At 57.9% G+C, this 18,458-nt stretch carries 19 protein-coding genes; 9 read left to right on the top strand and 10 right to left on the bottom strand.

The window, feature by feature from the left end:
* Nucleotides 1-177 precede the first annotated feature (177 nt).
* The gene (locus IEX10_RS06975; protein WP_188672552.1) at nucleotides 178-1,140 is read left to right on the top strand and encodes a DMT family transporter; all 963 of its coding nucleotides are present in this window, start codon (nucleotides 178-180) and stop codon (nucleotides 1,138-1,140) included.
* 44 nt (nucleotides 1,141-1,184) lie between these two features.
* Here IEX10_RS06975 and IEX10_RS06970 read toward each other — a convergent pair whose 3' ends face one another.
* The 4 genes from IEX10_RS06970 to clpS form a co-directional block, all read right to left on the bottom strand.
* Nucleotides 1,185-1,601 carry a DUF7282 domain-containing protein gene (locus IEX10_RS06970; RefSeq protein ID WP_188672549.1) on the bottom strand — a complete coding sequence of 139 codons (417 nt, stop codon included), beginning with the start codon at nucleotides 1,599-1,601 and terminating at the stop codon, nucleotides 1,185-1,187.
* Between the two features lie 152 nt (nucleotides 1,602-1,753).
* Entirely contained in the window at nucleotides 1,754-2,560 is an 807-nt protein-coding gene (locus IEX10_RS06965; protein WP_188672546.1) for an SDR family NAD(P)-dependent oxidoreductase, read from the bottom strand.
* A 57-nt stretch (nucleotides 2,561-2,617) separates the two neighbouring features.
* Entirely contained in the window at nucleotides 2,618-3,616 is a 999-nt protein-coding gene (locus IEX10_RS06960) for a class I SAM-dependent methyltransferase (RefSeq protein WP_188672543.1), read from the bottom strand.
* A gap of 46 nt (nucleotides 3,617-3,662) precedes the next feature.
* The gene (gene clpS / locus IEX10_RS06955) at nucleotides 3,663-4,022 is read right to left on the bottom strand and encodes an ATP-dependent Clp protease adapter ClpS (RefSeq protein ID WP_188672540.1); all 360 of its coding nucleotides are present in this window, start codon (nucleotides 4,020-4,022) and stop codon (nucleotides 3,663-3,665) included.
* A gap of 345 nt (nucleotides 4,023-4,367) precedes the next feature.
* Between clpS and IEX10_RS06950 the strand changes: the two genes are divergently transcribed.
* Nucleotides 4,368-5,741, top strand: coding sequence for a D-alanyl-D-alanine carboxypeptidase family protein (locus tag IEX10_RS06950; RefSeq protein ID WP_188672538.1), 1,374 nt, complete (start codon nucleotides 4,368-4,370; stop codon nucleotides 5,739-5,741).
* A gap of 211 nt (nucleotides 5,742-5,952) precedes the next feature.
* On the opposite strand, the gene IEX10_RS06945 is transcribed toward IEX10_RS06950, so the two are convergent.
* From IEX10_RS06945 to IEX10_RS06925, 5 genes are all read right to left on the bottom strand, one after another.
* On the bottom strand, nucleotides 5,953-6,537 hold the full coding sequence (locus IEX10_RS06945; protein ID WP_188672535.1) for a hypothetical protein: 585 nt from the start codon (nucleotides 6,535-6,537) through the stop codon (nucleotides 5,953-5,955).
* 33 nt (nucleotides 6,538-6,570) lie between these two features.
* Entirely contained in the window at nucleotides 6,571-6,705 is a 135-nt protein-coding gene (locus IEX10_RS06940) for an aa3-type cytochrome c oxidase subunit IV (RefSeq protein WP_188672532.1), read from the bottom strand.
* Between the two features lie 86 nt (nucleotides 6,706-6,791).
* The gene (locus IEX10_RS06935) at nucleotides 6,792-7,271 is read right to left on the bottom strand and encodes a DUF6173 family protein (protein WP_188672528.1); all 480 of its coding nucleotides are present in this window, start codon (nucleotides 7,269-7,271) and stop codon (nucleotides 6,792-6,794) included.
* A gap of 9 nt (nucleotides 7,272-7,280) precedes the next feature.
* Complete coding sequence (locus tag IEX10_RS06930; protein WP_229678459.1) at nucleotides 7,281-8,309, bottom strand: MBL fold metallo-hydrolase; 1,029 nt, start codon at nucleotides 8,307-8,309, stop codon at nucleotides 7,281-7,283.
* A 4-nt stretch (nucleotides 8,310-8,313) separates the two neighbouring features.
* Complete coding sequence (locus IEX10_RS06925) at nucleotides 8,314-9,993, bottom strand: acyl-CoA dehydrogenase family protein (RefSeq protein ID WP_188672525.1); 1,680 nt, start codon at nucleotides 9,991-9,993, stop codon at nucleotides 8,314-8,316.
* Nucleotides 9,994-10,151: 158 nt separating this feature from the next.
* Between IEX10_RS06925 and IEX10_RS06920 the strand changes: the two genes are divergently transcribed.
* A complete protein-coding gene (locus IEX10_RS06920; protein ID WP_188672523.1) occupies nucleotides 10,152-11,105 on the top strand; it encodes an L-threonylcarbamoyladenylate synthase in 954 nt (317 codons plus the stop codon).
* 229 nt (nucleotides 11,106-11,334) lie between these two features.
* Here the strand turns inward: IEX10_RS06920 and IEX10_RS06915 are convergent, their stop codons facing one another.
* The gene (locus IEX10_RS06915) at nucleotides 11,335-12,132 is read right to left on the bottom strand and encodes a phytanoyl-CoA dioxygenase family protein (RefSeq protein WP_188672521.1); all 798 of its coding nucleotides are present in this window, start codon (nucleotides 12,130-12,132) and stop codon (nucleotides 11,335-11,337) included.
* Nucleotides 12,133-12,216: 84 nt separating this feature from the next.
* Between IEX10_RS06915 and IEX10_RS06910 the strand changes: the two genes are divergently transcribed.
* The 6 genes from IEX10_RS06910 (at nucleotide 12,217) to IEX10_RS06885 (ending at nucleotide 18,457) form a co-directional block, all read left to right on the top strand.
* On the top strand, nucleotides 12,217-13,134 hold the full coding sequence (locus IEX10_RS06910) for a LysR family transcriptional regulator (RefSeq protein ID WP_188672519.1): 918 nt from the start codon (nucleotides 12,217-12,219) through the stop codon (nucleotides 13,132-13,134).
* A 65-nt stretch (nucleotides 13,135-13,199) separates the two neighbouring features.
* Nucleotides 13,200-13,970, top strand: a complete 771-nt coding sequence (locus tag IEX10_RS06905; protein ID WP_188672488.1) for an SDR family NAD(P)-dependent oxidoreductase — start codon at nucleotides 13,200-13,202, stop codon at nucleotides 13,968-13,970.
* A complete protein-coding gene (locus IEX10_RS06900; protein ID WP_188672486.1) occupies nucleotides 13,970-14,893 on the top strand; it encodes a 2-dehydro-3-deoxygalactonokinase in 924 nt (307 codons plus the stop codon). The genes IEX10_RS06905 and IEX10_RS06900 overlap by 1 nt, the downstream gene beginning before the upstream one ends.
* An 81-nt stretch (nucleotides 14,894-14,974) precedes the next feature.
* Complete coding sequence (locus IEX10_RS06895) at nucleotides 14,975-15,808, top strand: SMP-30/gluconolactonase/LRE family protein (RefSeq protein WP_188672481.1); 834 nt, start codon at nucleotides 14,975-14,977, stop codon at nucleotides 15,806-15,808.
* A gap of 106 nt (nucleotides 15,809-15,914) precedes the next feature.
* On the top strand, nucleotides 15,915-17,558 hold the full coding sequence (locus IEX10_RS06890) for an amidohydrolase (protein ID WP_188672478.1): 1,644 nt from the start codon (nucleotides 15,915-15,917) through the stop codon (nucleotides 17,556-17,558).
* A complete protein-coding gene (locus IEX10_RS06885) occupies nucleotides 17,555-18,457 on the top strand; it encodes a CobW family GTP-binding protein (protein ID WP_188672475.1) in 903 nt (300 codons plus the stop codon). Before IEX10_RS06890 ends, IEX10_RS06885 begins: the two co-directional genes overlap by 4 nt.
* Nucleotide 18,458: the final 1 nt, after the last annotated feature.

The raw sequence follows: 18,458 nt of genomic DNA, 5'->3' as shown, positions 1-18,458 counted from the left end.
CGCAGATCGACCCAATTAACCCGGCCATCGCGCCGGGTTTTTTGTGTCTGGTTCGGGGCTAAGAAACTACAACCTGAGGTGTGTACTTTTGCGCTGGCCTTACGGATAAACGCGGCGTAGCTTGCCCCCGAACCCGCGGATTGCGCGGGCGTTTTCATCAGTCGGAGGAGGGTGCCCGTGGAAACTGCACAGCGCGGTGTCGCGTTTGGAATTTCATGCGCTTTGGGCGCGGCGATATTCTTTTCCCTGAACGACTTGTCGATCAAATTCCTCAGCGGCGGTTATCCGTTGCACCAGATCGTGTTCTTGCGCGCCTTGGTGGCACTTGCCCTGACGGTCATATTCATCGTGCCACTGGATGGTGGCTGGTCTGCCCTGCGTGCGAAACGCCCGTGGATACATGTGCTGCGCGGGCTGTGCGTGGTCGTGGCCAACTCCGCCTTTTTTGCAGGGATTGCAGCCATGCCACTTGCGGATGCTTCGGCGATTTTCTTTGTAGCGCCGTTGTTTATCACCGGCCTTTCAGCGCTGGTTCTTGGTGAGCCGGTGGGCATGCGGCGCTGGCTTGCGGTGGGTGTCGGGCTGATCGGTGTCATTTTGGTCGTCAAACCAACAGGCGCAAGCTTTACCGTTGTGGCACTGCTGCCGGTTCTGGCGGCGGCGGCCTATGCGGGATTACAAGTGTTGACCCGTTACACCGGCATGTCAGAGCGAGCCTCGACCATGTCGGTTTATATCCAGATCACCTTTTTGATGGTCTCTGGCGGTCTTGCGCTCGGCCTTGGGGACGGGCGCTATTCGGGCAGCGACAATGACGCGCTTGAGTTCTTTTTGCGGGCGTGGACCATGCCGGATCTGAAGGATGGTCTTATCATGCTGGCACTTGGCGGGATCAGCGCCTGCGCTGGCTATCTGATTGCGCTGGCGTATCGGGGCACGAATGCTGCGATTGTTGCACCGTTTGAATACTCCGCCCTGCTGCTGGCTGTGTTCTGGGGTATCCTGATCTGGCAGGAATGGCCGACGGGCACCACTTGGGCGGGGATCATTCTGATTGCAGGATCGGGTGTCTATGTGGCGGTGCGCGAAGGGCGTGTTGGCAGTAAGCCTTCAGCAAAACGGGTGGCAGGCCGCCGGTAGCCCTGCGACAGCTCTTGGCCGCCGCAGGTGCCGGGGGGATACGGTTATTTAGCGGAAATGACCGCCATCACCAGTTTGTCGTCTACCTTAATCGGTCCGTCTTCTTTCGCACCGAGCGTATATTCAAACACGCCAGTCTTCATGCCACCATCTTCTGCGTGCAGCATGAGCATCAGTTTGTCGCCGCTGTTTACCGGCTCTGTCAGAATTGCACTAACGTCCATGTTTTCGCCCTTTTTGAGCGGGGCGTGACCTACAACCGGACCGGGTTTGCCGCTGTCGTCGGTGCGGTGCACCACCAGCCAGCCATTCGCGCCTGCGACGATCTTTTCAGCTGTGACAGTACCGCCGGACACGTCTTGGTCCGAACCGGCCACCATCAGGCCACCGTGGGCTTCAGCCAAAGCTGCGCCGGACAGCAGTGTTGCCCCGAGTGTCATTGCGATAAGATTGCGTTTCATGCGTAAACCTCCTGTTTGTTGGCCGCAAATGTTTCGCGGCTCTGTAAGGGGTACGGAGGCACTGCCTTGGTGGATCAAAAAGAATTCAACTATAGATGAGATTTTTAGTAGGTTGCTGTTTTGATCAGGTAAAATATGACGCTCTACAGCGTTTAATGCGCCGCTGTTTCCAGCGGATCAATCAAAGAGCGTCCCCCATCCACTGTGACAACCTGGCCGGTGATAAACCCGGAGGCATCTGTGGAAAGGAACTGCGCTGTTTCGGCCACCTCGCGGGCTTCGGCAATACGGCCCAAAGGCGTTGTTGCAAGGGTTGCGCTGCGCATTTCCGGGTCTTGTTTCAACCGCGCTTGCAGGCTCGCGCTCATGACTGAACCGATGGCAATGGCGTTGACGCGGATGCGCTGGTCCGCGAAGGACACCGCCAGCGAGCGGGTCATCTGGTTCAGCGCGGCACACGCCACAGAATAGCCCAGAAGCCCCGCATGGGTGCGATCTGCCGCAATAGAGCTGAGGTTGATCACAGCGCCGATTGAATTGGCTTCAGGTTTGTCTTTGGCCTGCGCAATCATCCGTTTGGCCACGGCCTGCGTCACCCGCAGATTGGCCAGAACATTCTGCTGAAACAGCTCTTCGAAATGGTCTTCGCTTTCATCCAGCGGATTGGACGGCAGCACCTGACGGCTGGCGTTGATCAGGATGTCGATACTGTCAAACGCGTCAATCGTGGCGGAAAGCAGATTAGCCACCGTCAGTTTTTCGCGCAGATCGCCCGAAAAACTGCGTACATTGGCACCATCCCCGACGATGGATTCCGCCTCGGTGGCAAGCTTTTCTTCATCCATATCCACCAACATGACGTTGGCCCCATGGTCCGAAAAATGTCGCGCTATTTCCAGCCCGATCCCGTTGGCAGCGCCAGTAATAATGGCGGTCTTTCCCTCAAGCGAAAAACTCATGTTTCGGGTACCTTTTCATGATTCGACCTCTGCCAGTCTAGCAAAAGGGAAGACAGGTTACTTTGGTTTTCGCGCATGGATAATTTTATAGCGGCTGGACTGGTTCACAACGTCTACACGGCCAAAGCATTCGTTCAGCGTGGTCTCATAGGCCAGCTGCCGGTTCGCTACGAGGTAGAGATGCCCTGCCGGTTTCAGCATGTCACGGGCCGCTGCGATAAAGGCGCGGCCTAAGGCAGGTTCTGCCTTGCGCCCTGTGTGAAACGGCGGGTTGGTGATGACGGCATCATAGCTGCGCTTGGCGGCCACCTCCCGCGCATCCCCCCAGATAAACCGCGCACGGGGATCGTTCAGGTTGAGTTGCGCACAATTCAGCGCCATATGTTCTGCTTCGATCAGATCGAGGCTTTCAATCGCGGGGTTGGCGTCGAGCGCTTGCTGCGCCAGCCAGCCCCAGCCTGCGCCAAGATCGGCAACGCGCCCCTTCAGCTTGCCTGCGAACACAGGGGCAAGTTCCGCTGAACCCTGATCAATCCCCTCGGCAGAGAAGACACCGGCGGCGGTCATGAAGCCGTCCTTGTTCGGGGCAGGGGTCAGCGCTGTGGCCCAGTCGGAGAAGGGATTTTTCGGCGTCGATTTTGTTAGCCAGTACACCTTGCCGTGCGCCTTGGACAGTTGCCCGTCGACCGCATGCAGCTTTTTGGTGGCGCGCATAAGGCTTTCCACGCCCTCGGTCTTGGCCCCGTCCACCACCAGCGTGCCGCCCAGTTCCAGCGCATCATAGGCCAGCGCCAGCAGAGCGCGGTTTTCGTCCTTGGCTTTTGTGAGGTGTACGATCATCATCGCGGCCCCGTCCGGAATCGCGGTAGTGGTCTGGTATCCTGATGCCTGAAGAAACTGATACGTCGGGTAGAACCCTTGCACGCAGGTCAGCCGGTCTCTGGGGAAATCCCCGTAACCTTCTGTCTTTGCACGAAGAACGACAATCTGTCCGGTTTCGGGCAGGTTGATTGCCCCTTCATCGAAGGGCAGCATAAGGCGGTTAACGGTGCTCATGTGATCCGGCGCGTCGCGCCTGCTCCCTATTCTAAGCGCAAGGCGCCTATTCTTTTTCCATAGTGCATTGCAGCGGGTGTTCGTGCTGGCGTGCACATTCCATCACCTGCATCACTTTGGTCTCTGCAATCTCGTGACTGAAGACGCCAACCACAGCCAGCCCCTTCTTGTGCACAGTCAGCATGAGTTCGATTGCACCTGAGTGGCCGATCCCGAAGAACCGTTCCAGCACATGCACGACGAACTCCATCGGTGTGTAGTCGTCGTTCAGCAGCATCACTTTATACATCGGCGGGCGCGCGGTTTTGGATTTGGGTTTGGTGGCCAGCGCGGTATCACCGTTCTGATCGCCGATGTCCGAATCAGACCCGTCGTTCTGCGCCCGTATTGTCAGTCTTGAAGTCATGAGATTGGTCTGGGTTGTTTGCATTTCAGCACACTATATAGCGTTTCGAGCCAAAGAAAAAAGAGCCTAATCCTGATGGGTGATTCCGGTGCGGGTTTGCCCCGTTTCTGGTAGGTTCGAGCGGCCGATTTACAAATAGTGGGAAAGCCGTTTAGGGGTGGTACTACACCTAGTGGTTGAACTGGGCGTGTTCCCGTAATGTTGTGGACTGTTGCGTTGTGGACACCGCTAAACCACGGAAAAAGAAAAGGTTTCTCACCCCAACGGGTTTGTGCTAGCCTAATTTTAATCAATACGCCGAAAATGGCGACGAGGCAGGCAGCAATACAGGACGTCGGAGAACCGATGCGAATCGCAGTAGCAGTACGGGCGCTATGTGCCCTCTATCTTCTTATCGTGGTAACCCTTGGGGCAAACGTGGCACAGGCCGCGCCTTATGCAGCAATGGTCGTGGATGCCAGAACCGGTGAGGTTCTTCATTCCCGCAATGCGGATGCGCGGTTGCATCCAGCATCCCTTACCAAAATGATGACACTTTATATCGTTTTTGACGCAGTGGAGCGTGGCGTGATCAGTCTGGATAAGCAGATCACCATTTCCCGTCACGCCGCCAGCGAACCGCCCAGCAAGCTGGGATTGCGGGCGGGGCAAAAGATCGCCCTGCGTTATCTGATCCGTGCAGCCGCGGTGAAATCCGCCAATGATGCGGCCACCGCACTGGGCGAAGCGATTGCCGGTTCCGAAGCTGAATTTTCCAAAATGATGAACAGCACGGCCAAGGCAATTGGTATGAAGAACTCTACCTTCAAGAACGCCCACGGTCTGACGCAGTCTGGGCATCTGTCCACTGCCCGCGATATGACCCTGCTCGGGCGGCGCCTGTTTTATGATTTTCCCCAGTATTATAACCTGTTCTCTCGCAAATCGACCCATGCAGGCATCCGCAATGTGCCAAACACAAACCGCAAGTTTCTAAGTGCTTACAAAGGGGCGGACGGGATCAAGACCGGTTTCACCAATGCCGCCGGTTTCAATCTTGTGGCGTCGGCAGAGCGGGGCAACAAGCGGGTGATTGCGACTGTCTTTGGCGGACGCACCACAGCGTGGCGCAATGCCCGCGTGGCAGAACTGCTCGATATGGGGTTCAAACGCTCTAAAAACCGTGTTGCCGTGCGCAAGCCGCCTAAGGTGGATTTGGGCGTGCAAGCAAAACGCATCCGCGTGGCCAATTCCGGTGCTGTAAAATCCAGCCCACGACCCAAGTTGCGTACCGCGCCGACCACAACCACGACAACGCTTATGGCCGATGCACAACTGGAAGCGATTGAAGCAGCGGTCAAAGCAGCCAACCGCGAGGCGCAGGCCAATGGCGTTGTAAAAGCAAGCAGCGGTAAGCTGACTTCTATTGCGGCGGCTGCGCAGGCGGAGCAACCTTTGCGCGTGGTCAGCCGCGTCTCAACCGCGGGCAATCAGTATTGGGGTGTGCAAGTCGGGGCGTTTTCCTCCCGTCATCAGGCGGAAAAAGCTTTGCTGCAAACCGCCCTGCGGGAACTGCAATCCCTTGACGGGTCCGAACGCCGGATCGATTACGCTACAGTCAACGGGTACAAGAAGTACCGCGCCCGATTTGTGGGGCTAAACCAAGCCGAAGCCAATCTCGCTTGCGCCAGATTACGCGCCCGCAATCAGACCTGTTTGCCGATCGCTCCCGGTTCCTGACCCACGCAAATAGCATGACATAGAGCCCCTTCGGACTGTCGTTCGGAGGGGGTTCTCTTTGGGGATGCGTAAAGCGTTGGGCGCTATAGTTGCGAATGGCCGTCACCAATCGCCACACAGCCCGTATGGGTGCTGTTTCAAAGAGCATGCCAATTGCGGAGGGGAGGAGGGCAGATGGCGCTGTCAGGCTGGCCCGACAGCGTAAAGCAGTTTAGCTGCGGCCTTCGTCGGTCTGGTAAACCTTGGTGGTGGTCACGCCGGGCAAGTCTGCAAAGTTGCGCATCAGCTTGGCGGGGAAATAGGTGCGCTGGATTGCCTGAAACCCTTCAAGCTGCATTAACAGACCTGAAATATTCAGCGTACATTGCGCATCAAGTGAAGGGCCGGCGGCTTTGGCAAGGGCAAAGGCTTTCTCGGCCGTGGCACTGCTGACATAGATCTTCTGGTTCACCACGTGATGGGTCACACGGGCGTGCCAGTTATCGTAATTTTCTTCCAGTTCGGGGAACATGCCGTAAACAACGTCATTACGCTCCGGCCCGAGCGGATGGGACCAGCGGCCTGCCGGATCATACATCACGGTTTCACTGGCATTGATCACCAAAGCCGCATGGCCACCAGAGCCGGTGCGGTTGTTGATCATGGTTTTCAGCATCAAATAGGGATCATCCGGGCTGACATACCGGCGCTTTTCGACCTCGGCGTCAGGCGCCCAGACGGATTTCCCGCCACAGGCGGAAACAGTAATTGACAGAAGGACGAGAAGAAGGACGCGGAAAAATGACATTAAACCCATTTGGCAATCCGGTTTTTCCGGCGCCCCTTGAAATTAGGAATTGAAAAGCGCGAGGAAAATCAGAACGCCGATGGAAAAGACCGATACGCGGATGCTCCAACGGATGAAGCCGTCAAATGCTGCTTCTTGTGCTTCGATGTTCATTTTACCATGTTCGTGGTTGGCCATGATGGTGCCCTTTCTTATCCCGTGGTTGGCAGAGGTTTTGACCGATAATTTGCGACAATGCAATTGTCAGTTTGCCGCGTTTACGCTCAGAGAACGGGTTCGTCCCATTTTTGGTGCAGTTTCGCCGCCAAACGGAAGCCAATCCGCTGTGGTTCGGCCTTTTCGTCCTCTTTCGGGGCTGCCACAAGCATGACATTCAGCTGGCTGACGTGTTGAACGAGTTGGGTTTTTGACCCATTTGGCGCTGCGCCGTAAAAGGTGATCAGGTCGGGTGCAAAAAATCCCATGCCCTGAATCCGCAGAGTACCCACATCGCCGCCAACAAAGCCCATGCCGACCTCTTGATCTGAATCGAGCGTTTCCTCAAATTTCTGGATGTACATGACGATACGTTCATAGGCCCATTCGGCTTCTGATTTGGGGCCAGCTTTGCGCCCTGCATCACCGCTATCCACGACCTGATTCTCGGTTTTGGTTTCTCCGTCCCGATCAACCTGCGCGGAATAAAGCTCGCACAGGGCGTGGCTTTCCAACGCCTCTGCGGTGGTTTTGATCTTGTTGTCCATACGACCCCCTCAGGCAGCCTGATAAACCCAAGCACCGGCGGTATTGCGGGTGCGGGTGATTTTGCCTTGTTGGTGAAGATGGTTCAAATGGGCGATGGATTCAACCAGTGCCAGCCCGTATTCGCCGTCACCGATCTTGCGTTTGAACAATGGCAGGAAGCATTGGGACGCAGTGGCGGGGGTTTCAAGATGCTTGATCAGCCGGTCCAGCGCGTGGTGATGGTTGTCGATCAACTGGCGCATACGGGCGGGCAGGCCGGTAAACGGCAGTTTGTGGCCGGGCAGCACGAAATGATCTTCCCGCGCGATTTTGGCAAATGTTTCACAAGCGTCGAGCCACCCCTGCACCGGATCGGCCTCTGGTTCGGTGGCATAAACCCCGAGGTTGGGGGAAATGCCCGGCAGGATCTGGTCACCTGCGATAACAATATTGTCGTCACGGGACCACAGCGTGGCGTGCTCCGGCGCATGTCCGTTGCCGATGCGCACATCAAAGGTGCGCTCCCCGATCTTTAACGTGTCACCTTCCTGAATGCGCCGAAAGCCGAGCGGCATCGGATACACAATATCCGCGTAGTTGAACGGTTTCTGGGTGCGCCGTTCTTCCAACAGACGCGGCTCCATATCCGCGCTTTCATAAAAGGCGATGGTTTCGGGGGGCGGGGTGTCCTGCGCATCGAGCAACAACATCCGTGCAAACAGCCAGCTGGTGCGGGTAGAGATCAGCTCTGCCTGATGGTGGGTTTGCAGCCAGCCCGCCATGCCCACGTGATCGGGGTGGTGGTGGGTTATCAAAACGCGGGTAATCGGCTTGTCGCCAAGCGTTTCCCCCACGATTTTCTCCCATGTGGAGACCATCCGTTTGGAATAAAATCCGGTGTCGACGATGCACCATCCATCGCCGTCATCCAGCGCGTAAACATTGACGTGATCCAGCTTCATCGGCAGCGGCAGGCGCAGCCACTTGATGCCCGGTGCTACGTCGATTGCTTCGCCTTCTGCGGGCGGGGTCTCATAGGGGAAGTTGATATTCTTCAAAAGATTAACCCGCCAATGCGTCTGTGTCTAAAGCATAAAGCAGCGCATCGCCCGCAGTGGCCGCAGCGCAAAGCGCGTCGACCTGTGGCAGGAAATGGGCCGTATAAAAGGCGTTCAGCGCACGACGGTTTTCTGTGTCCGCACCGCGCGTCAGATAGTGACCGCCAAGGGTGATGGCAAAGGCGCGCAGGAAGGATGTTGCCCCCGCAAAGCGTGCATTCATCTCTGAATCGAGCAGCGCTTTGGTGGTTTCGCGCAGGGTGGCCTCTGCTTTGGCGAGCGCCTCGTTCCCTTTCGCAGTCGCTGCGATTTCATCCAACATGGCAAAGGCAGCATCGCCCCCATCCATCAGTTTGCGTCCCACCAGATCCATTGCCTGAATGCCGTTGGTGCCTTCATAGATACGGGTCACGCGCACGTCGCGGGCAAATTGTGCCGCGCCGGTTTCTTCGACAAATCCCATGCCGCCGTGGACTTGAATGCCAAGGTCTGCGACCTCTGATCCGGTGTCCGTGCCAAAGGCTTTTGTGATTGGCGTCAGGAAGGCAGCGCGCGCCTTAAAGCTGGCGTCTTGGGTGGCGTTGAATAAGTCGGTGCTCATCGCGGTATCAAGAATGATCGCGCGGGCCACAGCGGTTTGCGCCTTCATGGTCAGCAACATGCGGCGCACATCGGCGTGATCCGCAATCGTGCCGGTGCCGCCGTCCACAGGGGTTTTGCCTTGCTTGCGTTCCAGCGCAAATTCGAGCGCCTTCTGATAGGCTGCTTCCGCCACGCCGAGCCCTTCTGTCCCTACGCCAAGACGGGCGTTGTTCATCATAGTAAACATCGCCGCCATACCACCGTGGGGCGGGCCGACCATCCAGCCGGTTGCGCCATCAAATTCCATCACCGCAGTAGGGGAGCCGTGCAGACCGAGTTTATGTTCCAGTGACACAACGCGCAGGCTGTTGGCCTCACCCAGATTGCCGTCTGCATCGGGAATGAATTTCGGAACGATAAACAGGGAAATCCCCTTCGTGCCCGGAACGCCGTCCGGCAGGCGCGCCAGCACAAGATGGCAAACATTGCCGCCAAAATCGTGATCACCCCAGCTGATATAAATCTTCTGGCCAGAGATCGCGAATGTGCCATCCCCGTTGTCCACCGCCTTGGAGCGCAACGCCCCTACATCCGAACCGGCCTGCGGTTCGGTCAGGTTCATCGTGCCGGTCCATTCACCGGAAATCAGCTTGGGCAGGTAAAGCGCCTTAATCGCATCCGAACCGTGCGCCTCTAGCGCTTCGATCTGGCCTTGGGTCATCAGCGGGTTCAGGGACAGGGACAGACAGGCCGAAGCCATCATTTCTCCCACCAGTGTAGTGATTGTCAGGGGCAGGCCCATGCCGCCGTGTTCGGGATCAGCGGCCGCACCGACCCAACCGCCTTGTGCAATCGCCTTGTAGCCATCGTGAAAGCCGGGTGCTGTACGCACAACGCCGTTTTCAAGATGGGCCGGTTCCAGATCGCCGGGGCGTTGCAGTGGCGCCAGCACATCTTGCGCCATCTTACCTGCCTCGGACAGGATGGCGGCAATCATATCGTCGCCTGCGTCCTCGAACCGTTCGGTGCTGCTGATGCGTTCATAGCCGAGCACATTGCGCAAAAGGTGGAGGTGTTCGTCTGTCGGGGCGGTATAGGGCATCTGGGCTTGTCCTTTTGCGGCGCAGGCTTGTATTACGAGGTCATTCGGGTAAACGCACGGTAACGGCGGTTTCGAGGCAACCTAAACTGCCCGTTGCGTCACGACAACTGGAACACAACGTCATTGTGGGGCCTTTAAAGGGCCAGAGCAGGATCAGCATGGGCAAGCAGACACAGCGTTTTGAGAGCCATCAGGTCAAACAGGCCGCTGACGTTCTGCGGCGCGGAGGGCTGCTGGCCTTCGCGACCGAGACCGTTTACGGCCTTGGCGCGGATGCTTGTGATGGGACGGCTGTGGCGGGGGTATATGCGGCCAAGGGGCGGCCAGCTTTCAACCCGCTTATCATCCATCTTCCCGATCTTGCCGCGGCCGAGCGTTTTGGCGTGTTTTCCCCCCTTGCCCGCAAGCTGGCAGAAGCCTTCTGGCCCGGACCGCTCAGCCTTGTTGTTCCGGTGCGCAACGGTGCTGGACTGTCTTCACTGGTGACGGCGGGCCTTGATACCGTGGCGATCCGTGTCCCCGCCCATGAAGGAGCGCGGGCGCTGCTGGCAGCCTTTGGTGGTCCGGTAGCAGCGCCATCGGCAAACCCCTCTGGCGGGATCAGCCCGACGCGGATGTGCCATGTATTGGACGGTCTCGACGGTAAAATCGACGGTGTGCTCGATGGTGGTGACTGCGACGTGGGGCTGGAGTCTACTATTCTTTATGTGGGCGAAGACGTTGCGCTTTTACGGGCGGGCGGGGTGACGGTTGAGGATGTCGAGGCCGTGCTCGGGCAGGCTGTGGCCCGTCCCGAAGATCCTGATACGCCGAGATCACCGGGGCAGTTGGCGTCCCACTATGCGCCGGATGCGAAGGTTCGGATCAACGCGAGCGAAGCACGGGCGGATGAGGTTCTGATCGGATTTGGTGCAGTGACGGGCGCAGAATTGAACCTGTCTGAAACGGGAGATCTGGCCGAGGCGGCTGCCAATTTGTTTGATATGTTGCGTCGGGCGGATCTGTTGGCGCGCAGGGACGCCGGAACCATCGCGATTTCGCCGGTGCCTCTGAAGGGGTTGGGGCTGGCGATCAATGATCGTTTGTCCCGTGCGGCGGCTGATCGGGATTAATGCGCTTTCAGTGCCCAGTGACAATATTGAGTGCAGCGGCTGGTTCGCTTTAGTGTGCGATAGAATAAGCTAACAAATGGTTAATCATGAAGCTTCATATATGAAGCTTCATTTAACACGCGTCTTATATGAAGCGTCTTGTATGACGCTTCATATTTGCAGGGTGATAAACGGGATTCCCAAGCGTTATCAAGCTTCTAGATTTCGCTGACAGGCCTGTGTATACCCGTTACCGCTGATAGATCACCGGAAACCAGTCTTCGCGCAGCTTCTGTCCCGCAGTCATATCATGTCCCGGAAATGGCGGGGAAGTCGGTCCCGGACGCTCTACATAGCGCGCATCATCACCCACCAGCCGCAGGGAAAACGCGCGGCGGCGCTGGTCGGACACATTGGCCCGCGCCCCGTGCAAAACGCCGTAATTGAACGCCACCGCATCGCCAGGGGCCATTGCCCATTCAGTGATTTGCATTCCTTCCGCATCAGGATCAGGAACCGGCATATAGGCATCACTGTCAGGGTAAAAATTATCCTCGTTCAACCAGCGGGTCGGAACCACCTGTTTTTCCCATTTATGACTGCCAGCCACACACCGCAGTGACGCATCCGTCACCGGATCAAGCGGCGACCAGAAGCTGATGGTCTGCTGGCCTTCGACGAAATAATAGGGCGCATCCTGATGCCACGGCGTCGGCTTGGAAGTGCCGGGCTCTTTTACCAGAACATGATCGTGAAACACCTGCACAGACTCCGAACGCATCAGATCAGCCGCAACCGCCGCTGCGGGTGAATTGCGGATCACCTCTTCAAACTGGGAAATCCGCGTCCAGTTGCAATAGTCGTCAAAGAACCGGCCGGTGTCCCCTTCTTTGAGGTTTTCAGCGGCATAGGGACCGGGCTCTTTCATATTCACCTCAACACCGTCGCGCAGGGTTTCAACGTGATCGGCAAACAGCCCTTTGATCAGGACCACGCCGTCCCGTTGGTAGGTGTCGATATGGTCTTGGGTAATCAGCGGATGATGCATGTTTTGTCTCCTTTGTCTGGTGACAGGGTTGACTGTTTAATGACATAGTTTCAAATCATAATTACCTAACTTAAATATAGCTCCATGTTATACCTCACCCTGCGCCAGTATGAATATGTGGTTGCCGTCTCCAAAGCGGGCAGCATGAGCGCGGCTGCCCAGATGCTGAACATCTCCCAACCGGCCCTGTCAGTGGCAGTTGCCACGGTTGAAACCCATCTTGGCAGGCCTCTGTTCATCCGGCGCAAGGGGGCGCCGATCCGTCCGACAGGGTTTGCCAAGGGGTTTCTGGTCGAAGCAGAGGCGCTGCTCGCAAGTGCGGCGCAACTGGAAAACCCCCGCGCTGATTTCAACAAGCCGCCGAAAAAGCTGCGGATCGGCTGCTTTTCCGATCTTGCACCGGTCTGGCTGGCCCCCTCCTTGAAACGCCTCAGGGCAGAATTTGAGGGTATCGAGCTTCTCCCGCTGGTGGCAGATTTTGAAACGCTGGCCGCAGACATGGCCGAAGGGCAGCTTGATCTTGCCATTACTTATGATCTTGGACTTGATGCCCGATTTACCCGTCACAGGCTTTCTGCCGTGGCACCCGGAGCCTTTGTGGCGGCGGATGATCCGCTTGCGCAGCTGCCCTCCGTGGCGCTGAGACAGCTCGCAACGCGGGATCTGATCCTGTTTGATGAAGGGCTCTCGGTCCGGCATATGCTCGCGCTATTTGCAGAGGTGGGCGTGCGGCCCCGTGTGGCGCACCGTGTTGCATCGCTAGAAGTCATGCGCTCTTTCGCTGCCAACGGTGAAGGCGTCGGGATCAGCTATACCGCGCCGCTGTCAGATCACAGTTACGATGGCCTGCCCTTGCAGCGGGTGGAGATCAGCGATCCGTCCGCGCAGGAAAATATCGTGGCGGCCAATCGCAGCGATATGGCTGATGTGCTGGAACTGCCCCGTCTGCTGAAGACACTGGCGCCACAGACGGGTAGAGATTGCGATCCTGAAGGGCAGTGATAAAAGAGAGGGAACAGAACTCGAGAAGGACCGGTACGCCGGTCCCAGACGCCTAAGGAACTTACATGAGCGATACCGTCACCTTCCACGACCTGAAAGACAAAAGCGTGTTTATCACTGGCGGGGGATCGGGCATCGGGGCGAGCCTGACGGAAGGATTCTTGCAACAGGGCGCCAAGGTCGCCTTTGTGCAACGCTCCGACGCGAGCGAATTTGCCGCGAAGATGGGATCGAAGTACGGCAGCACGCCAGCGTTCATTCAGTGCGATATTACCGACATTCCCGCCTTGAAAGAGGCGATGGCACAGGCCGCCAGCATCAACGGTGCCTTTGATGTGGTGGTTAACAACGCCGCCAATGACAACCGCCACCAGCTGGCTGACATCACGCCGGAAAGCTGGGACATAGGGCAGGCTGTGAACCTGCGCCCCCATGTGTTCACCGCGCAGGCCGCAGTCGATGGCATGAAAGACGCAGGTGGAGGGTCCATCATCAACTTTTCCTCCGTGTCCTATATGATGGGGAACGGGGATTATCCCGGGTATGTGGCCGCCAAAGCTGCGATCACGGGCCTGACCCGTGGTCTGGCGCGCGAACTCGGCCCCCACAACATCCGCGTGAATGCGCTGATGCCGGGTTGGGTTCTGACGGAACGGCAGATGAAGCTTTGGGCCACACCCGAAGGGCTGGCAGCGCATCTTGAGAAGCAATGTCTGAAGGAGCATCTTGTGGCTGATGATATCGTAGACGCCACTTTGTTTCTCGCCTCCAAAGCCAGCCGGATGATGACCGGCCAGGCGATGGTTGTGGATGGCGGCGTGGTGGTGACGGGCTGATGTCGTTGCGCGAAAAAACCGAATGGATCGCCGTTGACTGGGGGCTGACACACCTGCGTGTCTGGGTGATGGGGGCAGGTGAAAACCTGTTGGCCGAACGCAGTGCTGATCAGGGCATGGGCGGGTTGACGCCTGAAGGGTTTGAACCCACGTTGCTCGCCCTAATCGAAGATTTCCTGACTGACGGAAAAACAACACCAGTGATCTGCTCGGGCATGGTTGGATCGCTCGGTGGCTGGGCCGAAGCTCCGTTCCAGCCGGTGCCCTGCGCCCCGCAATCAACCGCGTCGATTGTAAGTGCTGCGACTCGCGATCCCCGCATCGCAGTTTCTATTCTGCCAGGGCTAAGCCAAACCGCCCCCGCGCCAGACGTTATGCGCGGTGAGGAAACGCAGATCGCAGGGTTCTTACAATCCAATCCGAAGTTTGACGGCGTGCTGGTGATGCCCGGCACCCATTCCAGATGGGTCCATATCAGTGCCGAGGAGGTCGTTTCCTTCCAGACCTTCCTGACCGGAGAGCTTTACGCGCTGATTGCCCGTCAATCGGTTCTGCTCAATGCTGTGGCGATTGATGGCTGGGACGATGCCGCGTTCGAGGATGGCGTCAGCGAAGCCATCTCCCGCCCTGAATCCGTGGCGGCCAAGCTGTTCAGTTTGCACGCCGCCGCGCAACTGTCGACACCCGCACCGGAAGCGGCCCGTGCCCGTCTGTCCGGCCTGCTGATCGGCATGGAACTGGCCGCAACACGGCCCTATTGGCTGGGGCAGAACCTTACAATTCTGGGTGCACCAAAGATCGGGGCGATTTATGCGCGTGCCTTGTCATTGCAAGGACTGCAAGCGCCGGTGTTTGATGCGGCGCCGCTAACCCGCGAGGGTTTGATGGCGGCTTACGACTCCCTCACCGCGCCAGCAGATTAAGCGGGGTCGGGAAATATTCTGCCGTTGACGCAGATGCGCGTGCAGGCAACAGTGGTGCCGTTGCAGACAGGAGCCAGCCCCATGACCGTCACTCTTTACGATCCCCGCCATTGTGTTCTGGGTGAAGGTCCGCTCTGGCATCCGCTGCGCAAGCAGTTGTTCTGGTTTGATATTCTCGGGAAAAAACTGCTCTGCGACAGCGGCGAGGATTGGAAGTTCAGCGGCCATGTCTCGGCGGCGGGTTGGATTGATGCGGATACTCTGATGGTGGCAGGGGAAACCGCGCTGTTCACTTTTGACCTGAACACACAGGCCGTCACGGATATTGTCGGGTTGGAGGCAGATAACCCGCAGAACCGGTCCAATGACGGGCGCGCTGATCCGCAGGGTGGCTTCTGGATAGGGACCATGGGCAAAGAGGCGCAAAGCTGGGCGGGTGCGATCTATCGCTACTATCGCGGAGAGCTGCGCCAGTTGTTCGACCGTATCACCATAAGCAATTCCATCTGTTTCGCCCCAAGCGGGGACCGCGCCTATTTCACCGACACCCGTGGCCGCCGGATTATGCAGATCGCGCTCGACCCAGAGGGCTGGCCGACCGGAGAGCCGGAAACCTACCTTGATCTGCGGACAGAAGAGCTTAACCCCGACGGATCGGTGGTGGACAGCGAAGGCTGCCTTTGGAACGCCCAGTGGGGCGCCCATCGCGTGGCCCGTTACGATGCTGACGGTGTGTTTATGGAAGCCGTGGAATTCCCCGCTGCGCAAATATCCTGTCCTGCTTTTGGCGGTGACGACCTTAAGACGCTTTTCGTGACGTCTGCTGCGGATGGGCTGGACGGGCCATCAGAAGGGCAGACCTTTTCGATCCAGCTGGATGTGGCAGGACAGCCCGAACATCGCGTTATACTGTGAAAATCATTCCTCAGATTTGCTGAGGGTATTAGCCTCATAAAACTATTTTTCCAATCAGCAGCCGCGCCGTAGTCTTTTGGCACACAACGAGATCGGGACTTTCAGTATGTCACAGACCACAATTTATTCCGCACGCAAGATTATCACCATGAACCCGAACCAACCCGAGGTCAGCCATGTCGCCGTGCGCGAAGGGCGGGTTCTGGGGGCAGGTAGCCTTGAAGAACTGGCGGTTTGGGGGGACTACGAACTGGACGAGCGGTTCGCGGACAAAGTGCTGATGCCGGGCTTTGTGGAAGGTCACGCCCACACGATGGAAGGCACGATGTGGCGCAATGTATACTGCGGTTTCTTCGACCGGATGGACCCGAACGGCAAGGTCTGGGAAGGTGTGAAATCCATCGACGCCATGTTGGAACGTCTTAAACAGGCCGAAGCAGATTTGGATGATCCAAAAGCACCGTTGCCGGGCTGGCAGCTGGACCCGATCTATATGGACAACGCACTGGTAAGCCGCGCTGATCTGGACACTGTTTCTGAAACCCGTGCGATCGGGGTGCTGCATGCCTCCGGTCACATCATGAACGTGAACACCAAAGGGCTGGAGCTGGCCGGACTGATGAAAACCGGTATCAACCATCCAGGTATTCCGCTTGGACCGGACGGTTATCCCACGGGCGAGTTGCGCGGGCCGGATGCCTATATGCCGGTGGGCGAACACGTCGGCTTTGATCGCGATGTGCTCGGCTGTGACGCCGATGGTTTGCGCGACTTTGGCAAGCTGTGCGTGCGGACCGGCACCACGACCATCACCGATCTGGCCGCCCGTCTGAACGACGAAGCGGTAGAGATGATGCTGGATGTGACGTCCGAAAAGGATTTTCCCAGCCGCATCGTCCCGCTGCGCCATTTCATGGGCCTGACACCGGAAGAATTGATCGACCACGCGAAGGAATTGAAGGAAAAGTCCACCGATCAACTGCGCCTTGGGATGATCAAGGTTGTGGCAGACGGGTCTATTCAGGGGTTCTCGGCCCGGATGCGCTGGCCCGGTTATCACAACGGGGCGGACAACGGGCTGTGGTACATCACGCCGGACCACCTGTCGCAAATCCTGAACCTTGCGCTGGAAAACGACCTGCACATCCATACCCATACCAACGGAGATCAGGCGACCGAACTGGTGCTGGAAACGATGGAAGAAGCCCTGCGCAACCATCCTTCACCGGACCACCGGTATACGCTGCAACACTGCCAGTTGGCCGATGCCGCGCAGTTTCGCAAGATAAAACAGCTTGGCATGTGTGTGAACCTGTTCGCCAATCACCATTTTTACTGGGGGGACGAACATTACAATCTGACTGTCGGCCCTGAACGTGCGCTGCGCATGAATGCCTGTCGCACGGCGTTGAACACGGGTGTGCCGATGGCAATCCACTCTGACGCGCCGGTGACGCCGCTTGGCCCGCTGTTCACCGCTTGGTGTGCGGTCAACCGGCTGACGGCATCGGGGCGTGTGCAGGGCGAGGGCGAGAAAATTCCGGTTGCAGATGCGCTTTATGCCATCACTATCGGGGCGGCCTATACGCTGAAGCTCGACGGGGAGGTCGGTTCGATCGAAATCGGAAAGAAGGCCGACTTTGCTGTGCTGGAGGATGATCCCACAGCCGTTGATCCGGCGGAACTGAAAGACGTTAAGGTCTGGGGGACGGTGCAGGGCGGACGCATCTTTGCGGCGGCAGACCTGTGATAAAGCCGCTTCCTGTTACTGTAATTGGCGGGTATCTGGGGGCGGGGAAAACCTCGCTCGTCAACCATTTACTGCGCAATGCAGACGGGCTGCGGCTGGCGGTGCTGGTTAACGAGTTCGGCGCGCTGCCCATCGACGAAGACCTGATCGAAGCGCAAGAGGATGACATCATCTCTATCGCTGGGGGCTGTGTCTGTTGTTCCTATGGTTCGGATATGGCGGCGGCCCTGTCTGATCTACGCAAGCTGGATCCGGCGCCGGATCACGTGGTCCTAGAGGCGTCTGGCGTGGCGCTACCCGGTGCGATTGCGGGGTCTGTCGGGCTGATGCAGGGGTATAGCATGGACGGCGTGGTGATCGTGGCCGACGCCGAGACATTGCGCACCAATGCCAATCACAAGTACATGGGCGATACCGTGACCCGCCAGCTGGCGGATGCGGATATTGTGGTGCTGAACAAGGTGGATCTGGTCGACGACAAGACCCGGGCCGACAGTACAGATTTCGCGCTGTCCTATGCTAAAAACGCCCAGTTGCTAGGGGCCGAACATGGTGCCCTGCCGCCCGAAGTGCTGCTGCAAAGCTTTGTCGGACGCAATCGCGACAGCGGCGCACGGCATGACACCAGCGGCTTTGACTCTGTCAGTCTGCCGCTGGAAACACCCTGCGATCCGGCGGCGCTGGGCAGATTTCTGGCATCTGACGAACTGGATCTGGTGCGGGCGAAAGGCTTTGTGCGGGATGAAAGTGGTGCTGTTCACGCGGTGCAATCCGTGTCCCGCCGTTGGAGCAGCGAACCAGCCCCCGAAGACTCCCCCATCGGTTTGGTCTGCATCGGGTTGAAACCGGCGTTTGACGAGGAAAAGTTGCGTCAGCAGATTGCGCAAGCGTTTGGGTGAG

Origin of the sequence: Neptunicoccus cionae (assembly GCF_014643735.1) — a bacterium.
Taxonomy (GTDB): domain Bacteria; phylum Pseudomonadota; class Alphaproteobacteria; order Rhodobacterales; family Rhodobacteraceae; genus Amylibacter; species Amylibacter cionae.
Note: the sequence above shows the minus strand (reverse complement) of the source record. Positions and strands in the feature narration are given on the sequence as shown.

Bases quoted from the DNA above. Each gene is read 5' to 3' on its own strand.
- IEX10_RS06970 (WP_188672549.1), bottom strand. From the start codon at position 1,601: ATGAAACGCAATCTTATCGCAATGACACTCGGGGCAACACTGCTGTCC.
- IEX10_RS06965 (WP_188672546.1), bottom strand. From the start codon at position 2,560: ATGAGTTTTTCGCTTGAGGGAAAGACCGCCATTATTACTGGCGCTGCC.
- IEX10_RS06960 (WP_188672543.1), bottom strand. From the start codon at position 3,616: ATGAGCACCGTTAACCGCCTTATGCTGCCCTTCGATGAAGGGGCAATC.
- clpS (WP_188672540.1), bottom strand. From the start codon at position 4,022: ATGACTTCAAGACTGACAATACGGGCGCAGAACGACGGGTCTGATTCG.
- IEX10_RS06950 (WP_188672538.1), top strand. From the start codon at position 4,368: ATGCGAATCGCAGTAGCAGTACGGGCGCTATGTGCCCTCTATCTTCTT.
- IEX10_RS06945 (WP_188672535.1), bottom strand. From the start codon at position 6,537: ATGGGTTTAATGTCATTTTTCCGCGTCCTTCTTCTCGTCCTTCTGTCA.
- IEX10_RS06940 (WP_188672532.1), bottom strand. From the start codon at position 6,705: ATGGCCAACCACGAACATGGTAAAATGAACATCGAAGCACAAGAAGCA.
- IEX10_RS06935 (WP_188672528.1), bottom strand. From the start codon at position 7,271: ATGGACAACAAGATCAAAACCACCGCAGAGGCGTTGGAAAGCCACGCC.
- IEX10_RS06925 (WP_188672525.1), bottom strand. From the start codon at position 9,993: ATGCCCTATACCGCCCCGACAGACGAACACCTCCACCTTTTGCGCAAT.
- IEX10_RS06920 (WP_188672523.1), top strand. From the start codon at position 10,152: ATGGGCAAGCAGACACAGCGTTTTGAGAGCCATCAGGTCAAACAGGCC.
- IEX10_RS06915 (WP_188672521.1), bottom strand. From the start codon at position 12,132: ATGCATCATCCGCTGATTACCCAAGACCATATCGACACCTACCAACGG.
- IEX10_RS06910 (WP_188672519.1), top strand. From the start codon at position 12,217: ATGTTATACCTCACCCTGCGCCAGTATGAATATGTGGTTGCCGTCTCC.
- IEX10_RS06905 (WP_188672488.1), top strand. From the start codon at position 13,200: ATGAGCGATACCGTCACCTTCCACGACCTGAAAGACAAAAGCGTGTTT.
- IEX10_RS06900 (WP_188672486.1), top strand. From the start codon at position 13,970: ATGTCGTTGCGCGAAAAAACCGAATGGATCGCCGTTGACTGGGGGCTG.
- IEX10_RS06895 (WP_188672481.1), top strand. From the start codon at position 14,975: ATGACCGTCACTCTTTACGATCCCCGCCATTGTGTTCTGGGTGAAGGT.
- IEX10_RS06890 (WP_188672478.1), top strand. From the start codon at position 15,915: ATGTCACAGACCACAATTTATTCCGCACGCAAGATTATCACCATGAAC.